The organism is Bradyrhizobium sp. IAR9, assembly GCF_013408065.1.
Classification (GTDB): Bacteria; Pseudomonadota; Alphaproteobacteria; order Rhizobiales; family Xanthobacteraceae; genus Bradyrhizobium.
Genome location: NZ_JACBZW010000001.1, coordinates 437138 through 453814, shown reverse-complemented (window position 1 = coordinate 453814; position 16677 = coordinate 437138). Strand labels below are relative to the sequence as shown.

Below are 16677 nucleotides of genomic sequence, written 5' to 3'. Positions count from 1 at the left end.
ATGGGGTTGTTTTCCCAGATTCGGATTCAGCCCGCAGCCTCGTCGAACTGCGTGCTCGCCTCGAGCCACTGCTCCTCCGCGCGCGCCAGCGCGTCGGCGGCATTGGCGCGTGCCTTTGACAGCTGCGCGGCCTGCTTGGGATCGCGCGTAAAAATGTCGGGCAAGGCGAGGGCTGTGTCGATCTTGGTGATGATGTCGCTGACGCGGGCGATCTCGGCTTCGGCTTCGGTGATGCGTTTCTTCAGCGAGCCGCGATTGTCGGGCCGCGCGCGCTGCGGTTTCTCGCTCGCGACACTGCGCTCGCGTGGGGCGGGCTCGCCGTTGCGCGTTGACAGCACCAGGCGGCGATATTCGTCGAGGTCGCCGTCGTAATTGGTGACGGTGCGGTCGGCGACGATCCAGAGCCGGTCGGCGCAGGCCTCGATCAGATAGCGATCGTGCGAGACCATGATCACTGCGCCGGGAAACTCGTTGATTGCTTCGGCAAGCGCGGCACGGCTGTCGATGTCGAGATGGTTGGTCGGCTCGTCCAGGATGATCATGTTGGGGCCGAAGAAGGTCGCAAGGCCCAGCAGCAGCCGCGCCTTCTCGCCGCCCGACAATTTGCCGGCCTTGGTGTCGGCCGCCTTGCCGGAAAAACCGATTGCGCCGGCGCGGGCCCGCACTTTTGCTTCGGGCGCATCGCCCATCAGCTTGCGGACGTGGTCATAGGCCGAGGCGTCCTCGTTCAGCTCGTCGAGCTGATGCTGCGCGAAATAGGCGATCGAGAGCTTGTCCGCGCGCGTCACCTTGCCGGAGAACGGCGCGAGCCTTCCGGCGAGCAGCTTGACGAGCGTCGACTTGCCGTTGCCGTTGGCACCCAGCAGCGCGATGCGATCGTCATTGTCGATGCGCAGCGTGACGCGGCCGAGCACGGGCGCCGCGGGATCGTAGCCGACGGAAGCGTTGTCCACCGCGATGATCGGCGGGGACAGGATCTTCTCCGGCGCCGGAAAGCTGATTTCGCGCACGTCCTCGGTGACCAGCGCCGTGATCGGCTTCAGCCGCTCCAGCATTTTCACGCGAGACTGTGCCTGGCGGGCTTTCGAAGCCTTGGCCTTGAAGCGATCGACGAAAGCCTGCAGCCGGGCGCGCTCCGCTTCCTGGCGCTTGACCTGCTTGGCATCGAGCAGCTCGCGCGCGGCGCGCTGCTCCTCGAACGAGGAATAGGTGCCTTTGTAGAGCGTGAGCTTGCCGCGCTCCAGATGCAGGATCTGGTCGACCGAGCTTTCGAGGAGATCGCGGTCGTGGCTGATCACGATCACCGTGCGCGGATAATGCGCGAGATGATCCTCCAGCCACAACGTTCCCTCGAGGTCGAGATAGTTGGTGGGCTCGTCGAGCAGCAACAAATCGGGGGCTGCGAACAGCGTCGCGGCGAGCGCGACGCGCATGCGCCAGCCGCCGGAGAACTCGGCGCAGGGGCGGAGCTGATCGGCGGCGGAGAAGCCGAGGCCGGAGAGGATCGCGGCGGCGCGGCTCGGCGCCGAATGCGCGTCGATGTCGACCAGCCGGGTCTGGATCTCGGCGATCCGGTGCGGGTCGGTCGCGCTCTCGGCTTCCGCGAGCAGCGCGTCGCGTTCGAGGTCGGCCTTGAGCACGACGGAGATCAGGCTGTCGGGTCCGTTCGGGGCTTCCTGGGCGAGGCTGCCGACGCTCCAGCGCGGCGGCAGGGTCACCGAGCCGTGCTCGGCCGCGAGCTCACCGCGGATCACCTTGAACAGCGTCGACTTGCCGGTGCCGTTGCGTCCGACCAGGCCGACGCGCGATCCGGGCGTGATCTGCACGGAACTCTGGTCAATCAGAAGGCGTCCGGCGAGGCGGAGGGAGAGGTCGGTGATGACAAGCATGCGGCCTTGTCACCGCAAGGCGCGTCGAACGCAACCCGTTTTTCTTAGCCGCTCAATGCGAGTCGCGGTCGCGCTGCCTCAGCTCGTTCATGAGCTGCTCGAGGTGGGTCGGGAGCTGAGGTTCGGGACGCAGGCTCTGCTGAAGCCGTTCGCCCACCGCATCGCAAATCGAGCGGCTGGTCCGCCGATCGATCTGTTCGCTGTCATTGGCAAAAAGGCCAGCCATCGCGCAGGTTCCGTGTGCTCAAAGTAAGGACACGGTACCAAGTCATTGGCCCCCAAAATGGTTTCGCGGTTTTTGGGGGAATGCCGGCATTCTCGTCAAAATTGTATGAATCCCGCAATATCCGCCCAAAATGCGAAGCCCCGGCGGGGGGATCGCCGGGGCTTCTCTTGGAAGGCAACCGTGGGGGGCGGTAGCCTTTAAGTCAAGGTGCTGTCGGGCTCAGTAGCAGCGGTTGATCATCCGCCAGCGGGGTCCCCAGGGGGTCGGGACCAGCCGGCGCACATAGCAGCCGCCATAACCGTAGGAGACGGGGGCATAGAAGCGCGGTCCGCCCCAGCCGTGGCCGCGGTGCCAGCCTCCGCCGCCGCCGTGCCAGCCCGGGCCGCCACCGTGCCAGTGGGCGGAAGCCGAGGTCGGCGCCAGCGCGGCACCCAGCGCAACCGCAGCGACAGCGGCAAGCGAAAGTTTCCTCAACATGGTGATCTCCTCAAAACTGCCGGCGCGGGGGCATCCGCGTCGATGGAAAGGCCGCCGAAACGGTCCGCCCAGTGATCGGGCTCGGTTTCGATGGGGCCAACCCTACGCCGGCGAGGCTGAACCGAATCCTGACAGGGGCTTCAGATTGGGTTCATCTGGGTGAAATTGTTGTAATCCAGATTGAAACTGCAGGGGTCCGGTCCTGCGGCGAAGCGTCTGTGACGTCATACCGGCGGTCGCTTGCCGGATGGCAAAGGCGCCGATATAAGCCCCGCAACTCGACAACCACCGCTTTTCTTCCAAGGACAAGATTATGGCCATCGAACGCACTTTCTCGATCATCAAGCCCGACGCGACCGCGCGTAACCTGACCGGCGCCGTCAACGCCGTGATCGAAAAGGCGGGCCTGCGCATCGTCGCGCAGAAGCGCATCCGCATGACCAAGGAACAGGCCGAGACCTTCTATGCCGTCCACAAGGCGCGGCCGTTCTTCGGCGAGCTCGTCGAGTTCATGACCTCGGGCCCGGTCGTCGTCCAGGTGCTGGAAGCCGAGAACGCCATCGCCAAGTACCGCGACGCGATGGGCGCGACCGATCCGTCCAAGGCCGCCGACGGCACCATCCGCAAGCTCTACGCCAAGTCGATCGGCGAGAATTCCGCACACGGCTCGGATGCGCCGGAGACCGCCGCGATCGAGATCGCGCAGTTCTTCTCGGGCAACGAGATCGTCGGCTGATAAGCCGGCCGTAATTTAGAGACTGGGCGAGGGGACCTATTGTGAGCTGGCTCTGGCAGATCTTCGATCCCGCGACGATCGGGGCATTCTTCACCCAGTTTCGCAACGAGATGGCCGAACCGACCTTCTGGATTGCGGTCGGCAAGATCATCTGGATCAACATCCTTCTGTCCGGCGACAACGCGCTGGTGATCGCGCTGGCTTGCCGCGGCCTCTCGCCGCGACACCGGCTGTGGGGCATGATCTTCGGTGCCGGCGCAGCCGTGATGCTGCGGATCATCTTCACCGGCATCGTCGCGACACTGATGGAGTTGCCCTATCTCAAGCTGATCGGCGGTCTCGCCCTGATCGTGATCGCGGCCAAGCTCCTCGTGCCGGAGCACGACGAGGACGACGACGTCGACGCGGCCTCGCATCTGTGGCAGGCCATCCAGATCGTCGTGGTCGCCGACATCGTCATGTCGCTCGACAACGTCATTGCGGTCGCAGCCGCCGCCAATGGCAGCGTGCCGCTCCTGATCCTCGGCCTTGCCATCAGCGTGCCGCTGATCGTCGCCGGTGCGGCGCTGATCATGGCGCTGCTCGAAAAGCTGCCGGTGCTGGTCTGGGCCGGTGCTGCGCTGCTCGGCTGGATCGCGGGCGAGGTGATGGCGACCGATCCCGGTGTCGCGCCGAAGCTGCACACGCTGTTCGACGGTCCGTTCGGTGCCTCTCTCGACAGCATGCTCGGTGCCTTGCGCATCCCGCCGCAATTCGGCCATGGCGGGGCGGGCGGCGAATATTTCTGCGCCGCGCTCGGCGTCATCGTCGTGCTGGTGGTCGGCACCATCTGGCGCCGCCGCAAGCTGACCGCAGCGGCGCTGGAATCGTCCGAGCGCCACGCCCGGGCGTCGGCGGAGTAGGCCCGCTCAGTCGATCGTGCCGAGTTCCGTCACGGGTATCGTCCAGTAGACCAGCTTGGTTCCGGCGAACGAAACCCGCAGACGGTCGAGCAAGCGGCCGGCATCACTGCTCGACAGAACCACTTGCACGACGGCCTGATCGGCGTGGCCCTTCACGCGTTCGGCGGCCGTTTGCAAACGGATCTCAGTGCCGTGACCGGCTCCGTGCGATGCCGTGAATCCCGAAACCAGGTCGGTCTGCTCAGCGAGATAGTCGAGCACCTCCTCGCGCAGGAGATGCGGCACAATCAGCGTCAGACAGACCGGCTGCTCAATCATTTGGCCACCTTCGACGATCCGCCATAGCGGCGATACAGGATCGGCAGGAGAATCAGGGTGAGCAGGGTGGAGGACAGCAGTCCTCCGATTACGACGATTGCGAGCGGTCGCTGCACCTCGGATCCCGGGCCGGTGGCGAACAGCAGCGGGATCAAGCCGAGCGCCGTGATGCTCGCGGTCATCAGCACGGGGCGAAGCCTGCGCATGGCGCCCTCGACGACGATGCGATCCTCGGGAAGGCCGTGGGCGCGGAGTTGATTGAAGTAGGAGACCAGCACGACGCCGTTGAGCACGGCGATGCCGAGCAGCGCGATGAATCCGACCGAAGCCGGCACCGACAGGTACTCGCCCGTCACGACCAGGGCGAAGACGCCACCGATCAGGGCGAAGGGAATGTTGACGAGCACCAGCAGGGCCTGGCGGATGGCACCGAATGTTGTGAAGAGCAGCACGAAGATCAGGCCGATCGCGACGGGGACCACGACGGATAGGCGCGCGGCGGCGCGTTGCTGGTTCTCGAACTGCCCGCCCCAGGTCAGCCGGTAACCGCTGGGCAGCCGGAGTTCGGTCGCGACCTTCTGGCGGGCCGCTTCGACGAAGCCGACCATGTCGCGACCGCGGATGTTGGCGCGCACCACACTCATGCGGGCGCCGTCCTCGCGGTCGATCTTCACCGGGCCGTCCACGCGCTGGATGCGGGCGACCTGCGACAGCGCGACGTGCCGTCCGGAGGCGAGCGTGAGCGGCAGGCTCGCCAGCAGCGTCGGCGCTTCCCGCGTCGTCTCGCTGCCCCGGATGAGGATCGGCGTGCGGCGTCCGTCCTCGAGCGCGGTCCCGATGGTCCGGCCCTCGATCTGCGTCCGCAGCGAGTTGACGATGGAATCCACCGTCAGGCCGAGGCGGCCGGCCTCCATGCGGTTGACCGCAACCGTGTAGTATTGAGCGCCTTCGTTCAGCGTGGTGTAGACATCCTCGGCACCGTCGATGCTGGACAGGATCGCCGACAGCTTTGCCGCGGTTTCGTTCAGCTTGGCGATGTCGGGGCCGAAGATCTTGACGGCGACGTCACCGCGCACGCCGCTGATCATCTCCTGCACACGCATGTCGATGGGCTGGGTGAAGCTGAGCGAAATGCCGGGGAAGCCGGTGAGGACCTCGCGAAGCTTCTGCAGCAGGGCCTCGCGATTGTCGGTCGCGCGCTCGGCTGCCGGCTTGAGCACGAGGAACGTGTCGGTCTGGTTGGGGCCCATGGGGTCGAGGCCGAGCTCGTCCGACCCGGTTCGCGCGACGATGCCGGCAATATCAGGCACGGCCAGAAGCGCGGTCTGCAGCCTTGCATTCATCGCTAGCGACTCGTCGAGGTTGACGGACGGAAGCGTCTCCACGCTGACGATGACGTCGCCTTCGTCCATGGTCGGCATGAAGGTCTTGCCGAGCTTGGTATAGGCGAAGCCCGCCGCGACGAGGCCGATCAGTGCCACAGTCATCACCTTGCGCTCGTTGTTGAGCGCCCAGGTCAATGCCGGCGCGTAGACCCGTTGGGCCGCGCGTACCAGCAGGGGATCGCGATGCGATGCAGATTTGAGCACGAAGGAGGTCGCGACCGGGATCACTGTGAGCGCCAGAAGCAGCGACCCGCCCAGCGCGAAAATGATGGCCAGCGCGACGGGGATGAACAGCTTCCCCTCCAACCCCTGCAGCGTCAGCAGGGGGACGAACACGATGATGATGATGAGCACGCCCGAGGCGACCGGTTCCAGGACTTCGCAGACCGACCGGTAGATCAGGTGGATCAGCGGAGTGGCCTTGCCCGGCTCGTGCTTGCCGAGGTTCCCGACGATGTTCTCGACCACGACCACCAGCGCGTCGATCAGCATGCCGATCGCGATCGCAAGTCCGCCGAGGCTCATCAGGTTGGCCGACATTCCCACCACGCGCATGACGATCAAGGCGATGACGATGGCAAGCGGCAGGCTGAGAGCGATCACCAGCGAGGCCCGCCAGTTGCCGAGGAAGAGCAGCAGAAGGACGATGACGAGGGCGGTGGCCTCGCCGAGGGCCCGCACCACGGTGCCGACGGCGCGGTTGACCAGGCGGCTGCGGTCATAGAACACGTTGATCGACACGCTCTTCGGCAGCGAGGGTTGCAGTTCCGCGAGCCGAGCACGCACGTCACGGATGAGCTGACCCGCGTTGGCGCCGCGCAAGCCGAGGACCAGTCCCTCGACGGTTTCGCCGCGGCCGTCCGCCGTGACGGCGCCATAGCGGGTCAGCGTCCCGACTTTGACGCTCGCGACGTCGTTGACCAGGATCGGTACGCCCTCGCGGGTGTCGACGACGATCGCCTTGATGTCCTCGATCGAGCGGATGCTGCCTTCGATCCGGACCAGGGCGCTGTCCTCGCCTTGGTTCACCCGCCCGGCGCCGTCGTTGCGGCTGTTGGCTTCGATGGCCCGGCGAAACACATCGTAGGTGATGCCGCGCGCGGCCAGCGCGTCGTTGCGCGGCACGATCTCGAAGGCGCGGACATAGCCGCCGAGCGCATTGACGTCCGCAACGCCGGGGACGGTCCGCAAGGCCGGGCGGATCACCCAATCGAGCAGGGTGCGGCGTTCCGCGAGCGACAGCTCGGGACTGTCGATCGTGAACATGAACATCTCGCCGAGAGGGCTCGTGATCGGCGCCAGACCGCCGCTCACCCCGTCGGGGAAATCGCGCGAGATGTTCGACAGCCGCTCCGAGACCTGGTTGCGCGCCCAGTAGATGTCGGTGCCGTCCTCGAAATCGACGGTGATGTCTGCCAGCGCGTATTTCGTGGTCGAACGAAGCACCTTCTTGTTCGGCAATCCGAGCAGTTCGAGCTCGACGGGAACGGTGATGCGCTGCTCGACCTCTTCGGGAGTGAGGCCCGCCGCCTTCATGATGACCTTGACCTGAACCGGCGAAACGTCAGGAAAGGCATCGATCGGTAAGCCGGGCAGGAGGACAGCGCCGGCGCCGATCACCAGCAGCACGCCGAGCATGACGAACAGTCGCTGCGACAGTGCGAACGCAACCAGGCGCCGGGGCATTTACTGCCCCAGTCCGGAGAGGATGCCGCGAAGCGCCGAGATGCCGCCGATCGCGATCTCATCCCGGTCCGAGACGGCGCCCGCTACGACCACATGGTCCTGATCTTCCGCAAGCAGCTTGACCGGCACCAGCCGGAAGCCGCCGTCAAAGCCGACGAAGACCGACGTTTGCTCGCCCCGCCGGACCAGCCCGCTGTAAGGGATCTCCCAGGCGCTTTCGCCGGTCGAGAGAAATCCGATGCGGGCCGCGGTGGTCTGGCCGGGATGCAGCTCGCCGTCGTTGGGGACTTCCGCGCGAACCAGAATAGTCTGGGTGGCAGGATCGATGGTCTCTGAGACCAACACCACCTTGCCCGGGGTGGAATAGCCCTCGATCTCGACTTTCGCGCCGATACGGATCGCTCGAATATTGGCGGCAGGGACCGCGATTTCCGCCCATAGCGGCGAGAGCCGCGCCAACTTGACAAGCGGTGCGGATTGTTCGAGCCGCTGCCCTGGTGACACCGCGAGCTCGACCACGGACGCGGCTTGCGGGGCATTGACCGTGAGCGTCCCGCTGATCGCCGCTTGCTGGGCCAGCCGGGAGATTGCATCGTCGGACATCCCGCTCAGATGCAGCATCTGACGCCGTTCGGCGACGACGAGGGCGGCCTGGCGCGCTTCGGCCTGGCTGGCTTCGAGCACGCGTTGCGGCACGGCCTTGCCTTCGAACAGATCCACGTTGCGATTGAGCTGCTGGCTGGCGAGGTGCTCCTGCGCGATCGCGTGCAGATAGTCGCGCTGCTGGGAGACGAAGCTCGGACTCTCCAGCGTGACCAGCGGCTGACCGGCCGTGACGCGGTCACCGCGCCCCACCAGGAGCTTGGCGACCATGCCGGCCACCGGCGCGCTGACGACCCACAATTGCTGCGTCGGGATGACGATCTGGACGGGATAGGGCAGCGTCAGATCGGTCCGGCTCGCGACAGGATGGGTGACGCGGACGCCGAGATTGCGCGCCTGCGCATCGCTGAGCTTCACCTCGTCCTGTGCATTCGGCGCGGAGGGCCAAAGACTCAATACAAGCGCTAGGAGAGCACGGGCAGTCGCGCTCCGAGCGGGGCTCAGACGGAAAATCCCATGGGGCAGTTGCATGGCGGAAGTCGTCCGGAGCGCAGCATTTGTATCTCGCTAACGCCGGCGCGACGGTGGTGGGTTGATGTGCATCAAGCGCGCTTGGCCTGCGCAGGATATTTTTGCACGAGGCGCGCCGGAGATGGCATCGATCCGGCTGTGGGCCGAGGTGGGCTCCGGGTGGTTTGCTTATCGCGGGGCGCAACAGCCAAGGCTGTTCTGAACTACGCAGGAGCAAAGTCGTGAAATTGAGCAGACTCTTGTGCACACTGCTGGGCAGTGTCATTGCGGCGCTTGCTCTCGTGCAGCCCGCGCTTTCCCACAGTGGAACGGCGCAGGATCCTTGGAGTCCCGCGCACATTGACATGCTCCCGGACGAAATCCGCGCAGACGTGCAGAAATGGAACGCTACGTGCGGGGGCTCGATAGCGGCCGCCCAACATTTTGCGCTCTATCTGACCGTGCCAGGCGCCGAGTTCGTGGCCCTTCACTTCGACGATTTTCAATGCCGCAGCAGAGCCGTTCTTTGCAATTCCGCGGGATGTCTTCACGAAGTGTATGTCGCGACGGCCGGCCGATACCGCCGCGTGCTCACGGTGCGCACCTATGACATCCGACTATCATCCGTCAACAACCAGGCCTTCGTCGAGCTCCTCGACCGCAACGGAACCAGCCGGAAGCTGCGCTGGAATGGCAGCCGATTCGTCGCGAAGTAGATGTCGGTGCAGATGCCTGTCGCTTGCACCTGTCTCGTTGCGCTTTAGTCTATGGTTAGAGCATGATCTTTTCGGAGAACCGCTACGCACTTTTCCGGATCATGCGCTAGCGCCGCACGATCGAGCCGGCGCGGCTGACCAGGCGGGCGAGTGCGCGGAAGCGGCTGCCGACGCGGTCGGCGACGAGGTCGCCGAGGCGATGCTCGAACACCAGCATCAGCTTGCGGCCCTGGCTGCGGAAATGCGTGGCCGGCAGCACGCCCGGGCGCGCCGCCGAGATCAGATGCGCGACGCGGAACGCAGCGCCCAAGAGGCGCGCGCGTTCGAGCTGCGCCGGCGTCAGCAGCTCCTGCATGGTAACCGGCGGCTGGTTTTCCTCGCTCAGGCCCGCATAGCGATAGAACACCGACAGGCCGACGAAGGCGCGCTCGGTGTGGGTGATCGCGCCGAAATTGCCGTTGACGACAAGGCTCAGCGTCTGCTCGCCGCGGTGATCGGGATGCACGCGCCAGCCGATATCGGACAGCAGGCACGCGGTGTGGCGCAAGCGGCGGTCCTCCTCGGTCTCGCGCAGCTTCACCACGCGCGCGAGGCGGTCGGTCCAGGCGATCAGCTCGTGGGCGTGCTTGGCCGAGCGCGACAGCAGCTGGTTCAGCTCTTCCGCGGCGCAGATCAGGCCGTCCTTGTTGCGTTCCGGCTCCGACAGCTTCTCGTGCAGCAGGCCCTCGCGCACGCCGAAGGTCGAGAACACGATGGTCTTGGGTTTTGCGACGCGGATGATGTGCTCGAGCACCAACGCCGCATAGGTGAGGAGCGGGCGCCGCGCATCGGCGACGATCTCGATGTCGGCGAGCATGTCCGCGGCCGCAAGCCGACGCAGACGGCGCGAAAAGTCGAGCGCTTCAGCCGCGGACAGCGAATAGCCGTGCATCACCTGGAGCGGATAGCCGCTCTGGATGATGTGGATGCGCGCCAGCGCACGCCAGGTGCCGCCGACCGCATAGAAAGTGCGGCCGCGGCCCGCAGTGAGCTGTGGCACCTCGTCGATCGCCTCGCGCACGATGCGGTCGGCGCGCTTGAGCGATTTGTGCGCGAGGTCCTGGAGCGCGAGCCCGCCGAGCGGCAGCGTCACGCCGCTACGCACGCTGTTCCTGCGCACGTCGATCAGTTCGAGCGAGCCGCCGCCGAGATCGCCGACGATGCCGTCGGGATGATGGATGCCGGAGATCACGCCGAGCGCCGACAGCCGCGCCTCGCGCGGGCCCGACAGGATCTCGATCTTCACCGCGCAAATGCGCTCGGCCTTCGCGATGAAGTCGGGGCCGTTGGAGGCGTCGCGGCAGGCCGCGGTCGCGATCGCGAACACGCGCCCGACCTGCATCACGCGGCACAACGCGCGAAAGCGCCTCAACGAGGTCAGCGCCTTGTCGACGGCGTCGGGCGCGAGCAGGCCGGTGCTCTGCACCTCGCGTCCGAGGCCGCACAGCGTCTTCTCGTTGAAGATCGGAATGAGGCTCCGCGTCAGCCCCTCGTAGACGACGAGACGGACCGAGTTGGAACCGATATCGATGACCGCGACGCTCGAGCCGCGCTTGCGCGGCCGCTTCACGCCGAACATCCCCGATCAGGATTGATGGCGTTCGTTCCGGCGCGTGAGACGACGCGGCGAGGATTCCTTGAGCGACTTTCCACGGCCAGACAGACTCGGATTTGTCATGAAGTAGTTGTGGACGTTGAAAGGCTCTTCGCCCTTCGCGGTCTTCATACGCGTTGAGGACCCGTCCGGCAACAATTGCCAGCTCTGCTCATTGTCCTTGAGATTCGCGACCATGATCTGTTCGAGAACCTGCTGATGCACCGTGGGATTCTGCAGCGGACACAGCACCTCGACGCGGCGGTCGAGGTTGCGCGGCATCATGTCGGCGGAGGAGATATACACAGCCGCTTTGGCGCTCGGCAGACCCTGGCCCATGCCGAAGCAGTAGATTCGGCCGTGTTCCAGGAAGCGTCCGATGATCGACTTGACGCGGATGTTCTCGGACAGGCCGGGAATGCCGGGGCGCAGGCAACAGATACCGCGCACCACGAGCTCGACCTGCACGCCGGCCTGGGAGGCCTCGTAGAGCGCGTCGATGATGTCGGGGTCGACCAGCGCATTCATCTTCATCCAGACCGCGCCGTGGCGGCCGTGGCGCGCATGCGCGGTCTCGCCCTGGATGTGCTCGATGATGCGCTTGCGCAAGGTCAGCGGCGACACCGCCATTTTTTCCAGATCGCTCGGCGCGGCGTAGCCGGTGATGAAATTGAACACGCGCGCGGCATCGCGGCCGATGGTCGGATCGGAGGTGAAGTAGGAGAGGTCGGTGTAGATGCGCGCGGTGACCGGATGATAATTGCCGGTGCCGGTATGGACGTAAGTCGTGAGGCTGCCGCCCTCGCGACGCACCACCATCGAGAGTTTTGCGTGCGTCTTCAGTTCGAGGAAGCCGTAGACGACCTGCACGCCGGCGCGTTCGAGATCGCGTGCCCAGCGGATGTTGGCTTCCTCGTCGAAGCGCGCCTTCAGCTCGATCAGCGCGGTGACGGATTTGCCGGCCTCGGCGGCTTCCGCCAGCGCGCGCACGATCGGCGAGTTGTTGGAGGTGCGGTAGAGCGTCTGCTTGATCGCGACGACATCGGGGTCGCGCGTCGCCTGCTGCAGGAACTGCACCACCACGTCGAAGGATTCGTAGGGGTGATGGACGACGAGGTCCTTCTGCCGGATCGCGGCGAAGATGTCGCCGCCATGCTCGCGCACGCGCTCGGGATGACGCGGCACGTAAGGGGTGAATTCGAGGTCGGGCCGATCGAGGCGCGTGAGCTGCGAGAGCTCGTTCATCGCCTGCACGCCGTCGACCAGGAACACCTCGTCGTCGGCGGCCGACAGCGCGTGCTGCACGAAGCTGCGCAGCTCCTCCGGCATCTTGGCATCGATCTCGAGTCGGATCACCGACCCGCGGCGGCGGCGCTTCAGCGCGGTCTCGAACAGGCGGACGAGGTCTTCGGCCTCTTCCTCGATTTCGAGCTCGGAGTCGCGGATGATGCGGAAGGCGCCTTGGCCGTGCAGATTGTAGCCGGGGAACAGGCGGTTGATGAACAGGGCGGTCGCCTGCTCCAGCGAGATCAGCCGGACCACCTTGCCGTCGGCCGGCAGGCGGATGAAGCGGTCGATCTTGCCGGGCATGCGGATCAACGCGTTCATCTGCTTGCCGTCGGCGGCGCGCGTGAGCTGGAGCGCGATGGTGAAGCCGAGGCTCGGGATGAACGGGAAGGGGTGGGCCGGGTCGATCGCCAGCGGCGTCAGCAGCGGGAACACGTTGCTGAGGAAATAGTCCTCGATCCAGGTCCGTTCCGCCTTGGTGACGTCCTTGCCGTCGACCAGGACGATGCCGACATCGGCCAGAGTGCCGCGCAAATCGCGCCAGATCGCCTGCTGGTCGGAGGCGAGTTCGGAGACGGTGCGGTTGATCAGGGCGAGCTGCTCGGATGGCGTCAGGCCGTCGGGGCTGCGTTCGGCAATGCCCTCGCGCACCTGCGCCTTGATTCCGGCGACGCGAACCATGAAGAACTCGTCGAGGTTATTTGCGGAAATCGACAGGAATCGCACCCGCTCCAGCATGGGATGGCTGGGATTGACCGATTCCTCCAGGACGCGGCGGTTGAAATGCAGCCAGGAAAGCTCGCGGTTGATGAATCGCTCGGGACTCGATGCGATCGCCGGCAGGCTTTCGGTCTCTGGGGCTTTTTCTTTAGTTTCAACAGCTTGCGCAGAGTCCATCAGAAGTCGGTCCATCCAGTTCGCCCCAATTTGCGACTTATGCGCAAAACCGGCCGGAGCATGTGTTAGAGCGATGACGTTTCGATGACATTGATGTTCCGCCGCTTCGCCGCGTCAAGCGGGCTCGCGTAGGCCTTGGGCGCGGCCGCGCGACCGATCAAGCGTCCCGCAGCAGCTCGGCGGCCAGCGCCCGGGTGACCGGGCGGCCAAGTCGCAGGGCTTCGCTGTCGAGCAATTCCACGGCTTGGCGGGCGGCGGCCGAGGACCGCTCCAGGCGCGTGGCGAGGTAGCCGACTACGCTCTCGTCCACGGTGAGCTGGCGGTCGGCGCAGAATTTGACGATCAGGCCGCGGAAGAGCTGGTCGTCGGGCGGCAGCAGCGCGACCACCGGAACGGCGCGCAGACGCGAGCGCAGGTCGCGAAGCTCTATCTCCAGCGAGGCCGGCACCTCGCGTCCGGTGAACAGAATGTAGGCGCCATCCTCGCGGGCGAGGTTCATCAGGTGGAAGAGGGCGCGTTCGTCAAATTCCCTGGCCTTGAGATCCTCGACCACGAGCGCACCGGTGGCGAGCGTGCCCGGAACGCCCGCAGCGGTCAGCGCATTGGCCGTGGTGGAGCGGGCGCCGGCCTCCTCGGCCCAGATCGCGGCGAGATGGCTCTTGCCGCTTCCTTCCGGGCCGGCCAGCCACATGATCCGGTTCGGCCATTCCGGCCAGCTGTCGATCAGGCCGAGGCCGGCTGCATTGGCCGGTCCCTCAAGGAAATTGTCCCGGCTGAGGCTCTCCGCATGCGGAAGTGAAAACGCCAATTGTCGGGGGTGAACGCGGCCTGGCACGCTTGCTTTGCTCCATGCCGGCGCGCCGGCGTCATTTGAAGAGGTCGGACGTATCGAGCGGGAGTTGGCCTTTTACGGGGCCGCATCCCCTCTCATTTGGCCTCGATCGTACTCATGTGCCGCAGCCACTCGACCAGATAGAGCGACACGGAGGAGAGCGTGAAGACCGTGACGAGGCCCATCAGGATGATATCATACGGGGCCGGCTTGAAGCCGAAGGCAAGCGCCGCCAGCACGAGCGCCGCGAACGCCACTTGTGCCACCGTATTGAGCTTGGACACTTTCGACGGCTTCATCTCGACGGGCCGGTCGAACAGCCAGGACACGATCACGGCGGCGACGATCATGATGTCGCGCGAGACCACCAGGATCACGATCCAGCGCGGAATTGCGCCCCAGATGCCGAGCGCCATGTAGATCGAGACGAGCAGCGCCTTGTCTGCGAGCGGGTCGAGCAGGGCGCCGAGCTCGCTCGTCATGTTGAAGCGCTTGGCAAGGAAGCCGTCCACGGCGTCGCTGATACCGGCGATCAGGAAGACGGCGAACGCGACCTCCATTTGGCTCGACACGATGGCCCAGACGATGATCGGGACCAACATGATGCGGCCCAGGGTAATGATGTTCGGAATACTCACGAAAGCGCTTCCCGGCACCCGGTCTGACCTCGAATCCGGCCTCTCGGGAGGCTGAACCGGTTGATATCTCTACATAGTATACGGCGGTGCGCCATGCGAGCCATTGCGCGTCCCCGGAATTCGACGTAACCAGCCGCGAACCCACTGGAAATCGGGCATGACCGACCGCAAAAACGGCCTCACTTACGCCGATTCAGGCGTCGATATCGATGCGGGCAACCGCCTGGTCGACCTGATCAAGCCGATGGTGCGCGCCACCGCACGGCCGGGCGCCGACGCCGAGATCGGCGGTTTCGGCGGCCTGTTCGACCTCAAGGCGGCCGGTTTCAAGGACCCGGTCCTCGTGGCCGCGACCGACGGCGTCGGCACCAAGGTCAAGATCGCGATCGAGACCGGCCTGCATGGCGGGATCGGCATCGACCTCGTCGCCATGAGCGTCAACGACCTCGTGGTGCAGGGCGCCGAGCCGCTGTTCTTCCTGGACTATTTCGCTTGCGGCAAGCTCGATCCGGAGGCGACGGCTTCGATCGTCGCGGGCGTCGCGGAGGGCTGCCGCGAATCCGGCTGCGCCCTGATCGGCGGCGAGACCGCCGAGATGCCCGGCCTCTACAAGGACGGCGATTACGACCTCGGCGGGTTTGCCGTCGGTGCCGCGGAGCGAGGGACGTTGCTGCCGCGCAAGGACATCGCGGCCGGCGACGCCGTCATTGGCCTCGCCTCATCAGGGGTGCATTCGAACGGCTTCTCGCTGGTGCGCAAGATCGTGGAACAATCGGGCCTCGGCTTCGAGGCGCCAGCGCCGTTCGCCCCGGTCATGACCCTTGGCGGCGCGCTGCTGACGCCGACGAAGCTCTACGTCAAATCCTGCCTGCGCGCGATCCGCGAGACCGGCGCGGTGAAGGGCCTTGCCCACATCACCGGCGGCGGCTTCACCGACAACATTCCGCGCGTGCTGCCGAGCAACCTCGGCGTCGGCATCGATCTGGCCCGCCTGCCGGTGCTGCCGGTGTTCAAATGGCTGGCGGCGCAGGCCGGCATCGCCGAGCTGGAGATGCTGCGCACCTTCAACTGCGGCATCGGCATGATCGCGATCGTCGAGCCCGACAAGGTCGACCAGGTCATGCAGGTCTTCACCGACGCCGGCGAGACCGTGGCGCAGCTCGGCACGGTGATCCCGGCCGAGGGCGAGCACCGCGTCGTCTATAACGGCCATCTCGACATGGCGCTGTGATGACTGGCGCTGCGATGAAGCGCCGCGTCGCCATCCTGATCTCCGGCCGCGGCTCCAACATGTCCGCGCTGATCAGGGCCGCCACTGCTGCGGATTTCCCGGCGGAGATCTCGCTCGTCATTTCGAACAAGGCCGATGCGCTCGGGCTCGAGCGGGCCAAGGCAGCCGGCGTGAACACGCTGGTGATCGAGAGCAAGCCGTTCGGCAAGGACCGCGCCGGCTTCGAAAAGGTGCTGCAGGCGGCGCTCGACCAGCATGGTATCGAGCTGATTTGTCTCGGCGGCTTCATGCGCCTGTTCACGGCCGAGTTCACCAGGGCCTGGTACGGGCGGATGCTCAACATCCATCCCTCGCTGCTGCCGTCCTTCCCCGGCCTCGACCCGCACGGCCAGGCCTTGCGCGCCGGCGTCAAGCTATCGGGCGCGACAGTGCACTTCGTCATCCCCGAGACCGATGCCGGTCCGATCGTGATGCAGGGCGCGGTTCCCGTCAGCGATCACGACACGGGGGATACGCTGTCGGAGCGCATCCTCGAAGTCGAGCACCGCATCTATCCCGAAGCGCTGCGGCTGCTCGCGACCGGCAAGGTCCGGATCGAGGGCGATGTGTGCAAGACGGACGGAAGCTCCGCGTCGGAGAATTTTTTGGTTGCGCCGGTGGTGAGCTGAAGACAGTCTAGGGCTCACGAACCACGAAACGACAAATTGACTG

15 protein-coding genes are annotated in these 16677 nt (G+C 65.6%); 5 read left to right on the top strand and 10 right to left on the bottom strand.

Going from position 1 to position 16677, the window contains the following annotated elements; all coding sequences use genetic code 11:
• Window positions 1–26: 26 nt before the first annotated feature.
• The 3 genes from GGD67_RS02190 to GGD67_RS02180 form a co-directional block, all read right to left on the bottom strand.
• On the bottom strand, window positions 27–1889 hold the full coding sequence (locus tag GGD67_RS02190; RefSeq protein ID WP_179730695.1) for an ABC-F family ATP-binding cassette domain-containing protein: 1863 nt from the start codon (window positions 1887–1889) through the stop codon (window positions 27–29).
• A gap of 52 nt (window positions 1890–1941) precedes the next feature.
• Window positions 1942–2115, bottom strand: coding sequence for a hypothetical protein (locus tag GGD67_RS02185; RefSeq protein WP_018317543.1), 174 nt, complete (start codon window positions 2113–2115; stop codon window positions 1942–1944).
• A 219-nt stretch (window positions 2116–2334) separates the two neighbouring features.
• Window positions 2335–2592 carry a hypothetical protein gene (locus GGD67_RS02180; protein WP_018317542.1) on the bottom strand — a complete coding sequence of 86 codons (258 nt, stop codon included), beginning with the start codon at window positions 2590–2592 and terminating at the stop codon, window positions 2335–2337.
• Window positions 2593–2905: 313 nt separating this feature from the next.
• Here GGD67_RS02180 and ndk point away from each other — a divergent pair, with 313 nt between their 5' ends.
• Window positions 2906–3328: a nucleoside-diphosphate kinase gene (ndk, locus tag GGD67_RS02175; RefSeq protein WP_018317541.1), complete on the top strand. Its 423-nt coding sequence runs from the start codon at window positions 2906–2908 to the stop codon at window positions 3326–3328.
• A 41-nt stretch (window positions 3329–3369) separates the two neighbouring features.
• Window positions 3370–4230 carry a TerC family protein gene (locus GGD67_RS02170; protein ID WP_018317540.1) on the top strand — a complete coding sequence of 287 codons (861 nt, stop codon included), beginning with the start codon at window positions 3370–3372 and terminating at the stop codon, window positions 4228–4230.
• A 6-nt stretch (window positions 4231–4236) separates the two neighbouring features.
• Here GGD67_RS02170 and GGD67_RS02165 read toward each other — a convergent pair whose 3' ends face one another.
• The 3 genes from GGD67_RS02165 to GGD67_RS02155 are packed head-to-tail and all read right to left on the bottom strand — an operon-like array spanning window position 4237 to window position 8753.
• Window positions 4237–4548: a DUF3240 family protein gene (locus GGD67_RS02165; protein ID WP_179730694.1), complete on the bottom strand. Its 312-nt coding sequence runs from the start codon at window positions 4546–4548 to the stop codon at window positions 4237–4239.
• A complete protein-coding gene (locus tag GGD67_RS02160) occupies window positions 4545–7619 on the bottom strand; it encodes an efflux RND transporter permease subunit (protein WP_179730693.1) in 3075 nt (1024 codons plus the stop codon). The genes GGD67_RS02165 and GGD67_RS02160 overlap by 4 nt, the downstream gene beginning before the upstream one ends.
• A complete protein-coding gene (locus tag GGD67_RS02155) occupies window positions 7620–8753 on the bottom strand; it encodes an efflux RND transporter periplasmic adaptor subunit (protein WP_409411100.1) in 1134 nt (377 codons plus the stop codon).
• Window positions 8754–8974: 221 nt separating this feature from the next.
• On the opposite strand from GGD67_RS02155, the gene GGD67_RS02150 reads away from it, so the two are divergent.
• Window positions 8975–9448 carry a hypothetical protein gene (locus GGD67_RS02150; RefSeq protein WP_179730691.1) on the top strand — a complete coding sequence of 158 codons (474 nt, stop codon included), beginning with the start codon at window positions 8975–8977 and terminating at the stop codon, window positions 9446–9448.
• Window positions 9449–9554: 106 nt separating this feature from the next.
• On the opposite strand, the gene ppx is transcribed toward GGD67_RS02150, so the two are convergent.
• The 4 genes from ppx to GGD67_RS02130 all read right to left on the bottom strand — a co-directional run bounded on the left by ppx (window position 9555) and on the right by GGD67_RS02130 (window position 14735).
• Window positions 9555–11057, bottom strand: coding sequence for an exopolyphosphatase (gene ppx / locus GGD67_RS02145; RefSeq protein WP_179730690.1), 1503 nt, complete (start codon window positions 11055–11057; stop codon window positions 9555–9557).
• A 15-nt stretch (window positions 11058–11072) separates the two neighbouring features.
• A complete protein-coding gene (locus tag GGD67_RS02140; protein ID WP_018317534.1) occupies window positions 11073–13265 on the bottom strand; it encodes an RNA degradosome polyphosphate kinase in 2193 nt (730 codons plus the stop codon).
• A gap of 157 nt (window positions 13266–13422) precedes the next feature.
• Window positions 13423–14100, bottom strand: a complete 678-nt coding sequence (locus GGD67_RS02135) for a DnaA ATPase domain-containing protein (protein ID WP_179730689.1) — start codon at window positions 14098–14100, stop codon at window positions 13423–13425.
• Between the two features lie 92 nt (window positions 14101–14192).
• Window positions 14193–14735 (bottom strand): CDP-alcohol phosphatidyltransferase family protein, encoded by a 543-nt coding sequence (locus GGD67_RS02130; RefSeq protein WP_025035876.1) that lies wholly within the window; start codon window positions 14733–14735, stop codon window positions 14193–14195.
• A 157-nt stretch (window positions 14736–14892) separates the two neighbouring features.
• Between GGD67_RS02130 and purM the strand changes: the two genes are divergently transcribed.
• Both purM and purN read left to right on the top strand, forming a co-directional pair.
• Window positions 14893–15966 (top strand): phosphoribosylformylglycinamidine cyclo-ligase, encoded by a 1074-nt coding sequence (gene purM / locus GGD67_RS02125; protein ID WP_179730688.1) that lies wholly within the window; start codon window positions 14893–14895, stop codon window positions 15964–15966.
• A 14-nt stretch (window positions 15967–15980) separates the two neighbouring features.
• Window positions 15981–16634, top strand: a complete 654-nt coding sequence (gene purN, locus GGD67_RS02120) for a phosphoribosylglycinamide formyltransferase (RefSeq protein WP_177236945.1) — start codon at window positions 15981–15983, stop codon at window positions 16632–16634.
• Window positions 16635–16677: the final 43 nt, after the last annotated feature.

Coding starts and splice junctions, on each gene's coding strand:
- GGD67_RS02190 (WP_179730695.1), bottom strand. CDS start 1,889: ATGCTTGTCATCACCGACCTCTCCCTCCGCCTCGCCGGACGCCTTCTG.
- GGD67_RS02185 (WP_018317543.1), bottom strand. CDS start 2,115: ATGGCTGGCCTTTTTGCCAATGACAGCGAACAGATCGATCGGCGGACC.
- GGD67_RS02180 (WP_018317542.1), bottom strand. CDS start 2,592: ATGTTGAGGAAACTTTCGCTTGCCGCTGTCGCTGCGGTTGCGCTGGGT.
- ndk (WP_018317541.1), top strand. CDS start 2,906: ATGGCCATCGAACGCACTTTCTCGATCATCAAGCCCGACGCGACCGCG.
- GGD67_RS02165 (WP_179730694.1), bottom strand. CDS start 4,548: ATGATTGAGCAGCCGGTCTGTCTGACGCTGATTGTGCCGCATCTCCTG.
- GGD67_RS02160 (WP_179730693.1), bottom strand. CDS start 7,619: ATGCCCCGGCGCCTGGTTGCGTTCGCACTGTCGCAGCGACTGTTCGTC.
- GGD67_RS02155 (WP_409411100.1), bottom strand. CDS start 8,753: ATGCAACTGCCCCATGGGATTTTCCGTCTGAGCCCCGCTCGGAGCGCG.
- GGD67_RS02140 (WP_018317534.1), bottom strand. CDS start 13,265: ATGGACTCTGCGCAAGCTGTTGAAACTAAAGAAAAAGCCCCAGAGACC.
- purM (WP_179730688.1), top strand. CDS start 14,893: ATGACCGACCGCAAAAACGGCCTCACTTACGCCGATTCAGGCGTCGAT.
- purN (WP_177236945.1), top strand. CDS start 15,981: ATGAAGCGCCGCGTCGCCATCCTGATCTCCGGCCGCGGCTCCAACATG.